Origin of the sequence: Mycobacterium sp., assembly GCF_049673265.1 — a bacterium.
Taxonomy (GTDB): Bacteria; Actinomycetota; Actinomycetes; order Mycobacteriales; family Mycobacteriaceae; genus Mycobacterium.
The window spans coordinates 1-3,903 of record NZ_JBATXN010000100.1 but is presented as its reverse complement, the minus strand read 5'-3'; the positions used below and the strand labels follow the sequence as shown (position 1 = coordinate 3,903).

The window sequence follows — 3,903 nt, the reverse complement described above, 5'->3', positions numbered from 1 at the left end:
TCTCTGCGGGCCAGCCGAATCTCACCGTCCTCCAACGGCGTTCGCAACGCATCCAATACGTTCACGTTTATCTCGGCGCATTCGTCGAGGAACAGCACCCCGCGATGCGCCCGGCTGACCGCACCGGGCCGCGCCATCCCCGATCCACCGCCGACCAACGCTGCGACGCTGGAGCTGTGATGCGGCGCCACGAACGGCGGCCGGGTAATCAGCGGCGTGGTATCCGACAGCAGCCCGGCCACCGAGTGAATAGCGGTGACCTCCAACGACTCACTGTCCGATAGCGACGGCAGCAGCCCTGGAAGACGTTGTGCCAGCATCGTTTTGCCAACACCTGGCGGGCCGGTGAGCATTAGGTGATGCGCCCCGGCGGCGGCCACCTCGACGGCGAAGCGGGCCTGGGTCTGCCCCACCACGTCGGCGAGATCCGCTGACGGCTCGGCCTCCGGAGCCACTCCGCTGATCCGCGCGTCTAGCTGCGCCGACCCGCTGAGCCAGGCCTGGAGCTGCGCCAGCGTGCGCACACCCCACACCTCGATGCCGTCGACCAAGCTGGCTTCCGGCAGATTTTCCACCGGAACCACCGCGGCTTTCCAGCCCTCACCTTTGGCCGCCAGCACCGCCGGCAACACCCCGCGCACCGGCCGAACCCGCCCGTCGAGCGCCAATTCGCCCAGAACCACCACCGCCTCCAGCTGTCGCCACGGCGTCTTTCGCTGCGCCGACAACACCGCCGCGGCTAATGCGAGGTCGTAGACCGAGCCCATCTTCGGCAGCGTTGCCGGTGAAAGCGCCAGCGTGAGGCGCGACATCGGCCAGCGGTTGTTGCAGTTGGTGATGGCTGCACGGACCCGATCACGCGACTCCTGCAACGCAGCGTCGGGCAGACCGACCAGGTGCACGCCGGGCAGGCCCGAGGTGATATCGGCTTCGATCTCGACGATCGCGCCGTCCAATCCCAGCACGGCGACCGAAAACGCTCGTCCGAGCGCCATCAGCCGACTCCCTGTAGATGACTGATTTCCGGCGTGCGTCGTCGACCAATGCGCACCCCGATCACGTCGATGCGGACCGCTGCCCATCGTTGCTCCTGGGTTGCCAGCCACATCGCGGCCAGCCGGCGCAGTCGCCGCGCTTTCTGCTCGGTCACCGCCTGCGCCAGACCGCCGAAACCGTCGCCCGTGCGCGTTTTGACCTCGACGAACACCACCGTGTTGGTGGTCGGGTCGACGGCGATCAGATCCAGCTCGCCATATCGGCACCGCCAATTGCGGGTCACGATCCGCAGTCCCAGCCCGATCAGGTGATCGGTGGCCATCTGCTCCCCGAGCGCTCCGATTTCAGCCCGCGTCAACGTCGTCATGCGGCCACCCTGCGGCAGCGCACCGACACGGATATTCGTCGCGCTGCAGTCGACGCGAGAGGGTGTTCAGTTATCCCCAGTTGCGCAGCAATCCACAACACGCGTCTGTGGTGTTCGTTAACATCCCGTTCAGGCGATGAGGCTCGCCTTTAACTGCCGCACCGGCTGATGGCTTCTACCCGTGAGTGAGTCGTGGGCAGAGGACGGGGGTGGGCCAACAAGCAAGTTCTGCGCATCCGTGAATTCCTGTCGACCTTCCGCGCTATTGGGCTGCGCGCCATTCGGCAGCTTCGCTTTTGACAACTATCGAAAGGAATACCAATGTCATTCGTCACAACCCAGCCGGAAGCGCTTACCGGGGCGGCAGCCAACTTGGCCGGCATCGGCACGACGATGAGCGCGCAGAGTGCCGCCGCCGCGGCGCCGACCACCGGCGTGGTACCTGCGGCTGCCGACGAGGTGTCGGCGCTGACGGCGATGCAATTCGCCGTCCATGCGCAGATGTACCAGGCGATCAGCGCACAGGCTGAGGCGATTCATCAGCAATTCGTCAGCACGCTTGGAACCAGCGCAACCTCATATGCGGTCACCGAAGCGGCTAACGCCATATCGGCCGGTTAAGACGGGATACAGCAATGGATTTCGCGATGTTACCGCCAGAGGTCAACTCCGGGAGAATGTATGCCGGTCCCGGTTCGGGGCCGATGCTGGCGGCGGCCGCGGCTTGGGATGGGTTGGCCGCCGAGCTTCAATCCACCGCAGCGTCCTACGGGTCGGTGATCTCCGAGCTGAGCGGAGGGCCGTGGCTGGGTCCCTCGTCAACGTCGATGGCGGCAGCGGTGGCGCCGTACGTCGAGTGGATCACCTCGGCTGCCGCACAGGCTGAACAAACCGCCACCCAAGCCAAGGCGGCCGCGGCCGCGTATGAGGCGGCCTTCGCGATGACGGTGCCGCCACCGGTGATCGTGGCCAACCGCAGCCTGTTGATGACGCTGATCGCTACCAACATCTTCGGGCAGAACACCGCGGCGATTGCGGCCACCGAAGCCGACTACGCCGAGATGTGGGCTCAGGATGCCGCAGCGATGTACGGGTATGCCGGCTCGTCGGCGGCAGCCACGACATTCACGCCGTTCACATCACCCCCGCCGACGACCAACCCGGCTGGTGTGGCCGGGCAAGCCGCCGCGGCTGGGCAGGCGATCCTGTCGAATGGCCCCCAGCTGATCAACGCACTCCCCCAAGCGCTTTCGGGACTCGCATCAGCACCGGCCGCTGCCCCACCTGCGCAGGCGCTGGACGTGCTGAGCACCATCCTGACCGCGATCACCATCCCGCTGGCGACCTTGGACATCCCCATAGCCACTAGTGCGGTCGGCGCGGGAGCGACGAGTATCGGGGCATCGTTCACCTCGGTGGGGACCAACTTCCGCGGCTTCGAGATCAACGCCGACCGTGATTACGCCCAAGGGCGGGGGCCGTACACGGGCTATGGGCCGGGCGCCGCCAAGCTTCCGGACTGGTTCTGGGGCGGCCAAGGCAGCGTTGGTGCACCGTCGGACGCGGCCACGGCATCGGTATCCGCCGGCCTGGGCCAGGCGAATACGGTCGGCAGGTTGTCGGTCCCGTCGGCCTGGACGGTGGCGGCACCGGAGATTCGCCCGGTCGCATTCACGCTGCCGATCACCGGCGCCGAGGCCGCCCCCGAAATGGCAGTAGGTAGTTCAGGCAACCTGTTCAGCAACATGGGCCTGGCCGGGGCGGCCGGCGGGGCCGTCGGGAGCAGTGCCTCGCTAGGACGCGGCGACCAGCGCGCCCGGATGCCAAGCCGCGGCAACCCGAAGTCAGCGCAGCTGCCAGCTAGCCAGCCGGTGGCCGAAATTGCAGCGGAGTTGGCCGAATTGGCTACCCGGGCGCAATCGCTACTCGCCAAACTGGCCGACTCCGGTCTGATGAACGCCGACGAGGTAACGCAGCAGAAGCAACGCTTCCGCTGGTGACGCGCGCGGATGGTTCACCGACGACGCACTACGCTGAGTTGGCCAATCACCGCAACAGTGGGCGGTTGATCGATAGCCGTCTGCGACACGGGGAGGTGCGGTTGTGAATCCGGCAGGCTACGGGATCCTGCTGCTTTGCGGACCGTTGGCGGCCGTGGCGGCGGTCTGGTTGGCCGAGCGGGTGGGCGTACCGTACCCGGTCCTGCTGGTTGGTGTCGGAGCGGCGCTCAGCTTGCTACCAGGGGTCAGCCTGCCCGTACTGTCGCCGCACGTAGTGTTCTATGTGTTTCTTCCGCCGTTGATTTATTACGCGGCGTATTTCCTTGCACCGGATGATCTTCGCGCCAACGCCCGCCCGATCGGCCTGCTGTCGGTAGGACTGGTGATCATCACGACCGCCGCGGTCGCCGCGGTGTTGGTGGGTGTCGCCAGAGTGCCAATCGTGGTGGCTCTGGTGGCCGGTGCGGTGGTAGCGCCCACCGACGCGGTCGCGGCGACATCGGTGTTCAAGCGGCTGGACGTGCCGGAGCGGCTCGCGAC

5 protein-coding genes and 1 riboswitch are annotated in these 3,903 nt (G+C 66.6%); of the genes, 3 read left to right on the top strand and 2 right to left on the bottom strand.

What is annotated here, in order from left to right; all coding sequences use genetic code 11:
- Positions 1-995, bottom strand: a 995-nt coding sequence (locus tag WBF82_RS03405) for a YifB family Mg chelatase-like AAA ATPase (protein ID WP_424381691.1), incomplete at its 3' end; no start/stop codon positions are given.
- Positions 995-1,363, bottom strand: coding sequence for a YraN family protein (locus WBF82_RS03400; RefSeq protein WP_424381690.1), 369 nt, complete (start codon positions 1,361-1,363; stop codon positions 995-997). The genes WBF82_RS03405 and WBF82_RS03400, both read right to left, overlap by 1 nt.
- Before the next feature lie 123 nt (positions 1,364-1,486).
- Positions 1,487-1,548, top strand: a riboswitch (Fluoride riboswitch).
- 136 nt (positions 1,549-1,684) lie between these two features.
- Here WBF82_RS03400 and WBF82_RS03395 point away from each other — a divergent pair.
- The 3 genes from WBF82_RS03395 to WBF82_RS03385 all read left to right on the top strand — a co-directional run.
- Positions 1,685-1,984 carry a PE family protein gene (locus WBF82_RS03395; protein WP_424381689.1) on the top strand — a complete coding sequence of 100 codons (300 nt, stop codon included), beginning with the start codon at positions 1,685-1,687 and terminating at the stop codon, positions 1,982-1,984.
- A 14-nt stretch (positions 1,985-1,998) separates the two neighbouring features.
- The gene (locus WBF82_RS03390) at positions 1,999-3,363 is read left to right on the top strand and encodes a PPE family protein (protein ID WP_424381688.1); all 1,365 of its coding nucleotides are present in this window, start codon (positions 1,999-2,001) and stop codon (positions 3,361-3,363) included.
- A gap of 103 nt (positions 3,364-3,466) precedes the next feature.
- On the top strand, positions 3,467-3,903 hold a 437-nt coding region (locus tag WBF82_RS03385), incomplete at its 3' end, for a cation:proton antiporter (protein WP_424381687.1).

Coding starts and splice junctions, on each gene's coding strand:
- WBF82_RS03390 (WP_424381688.1), top strand. CDS start 1,999: ATGGATTTCGCGATGTTACCGCCAGAGGTCAACTCCGGGAGAATGTAT.
- WBF82_RS03400 (WP_424381690.1), bottom strand. CDS start 1,363: ATGACGACGTTGACGCGGGCTGAAATCGGAGCGCTCGGGGAGCAGATG.
- WBF82_RS03395 (WP_424381689.1), top strand. CDS start 1,685: ATGTCATTCGTCACAACCCAGCCGGAAGCGCTTACCGGGGCGGCAGCC.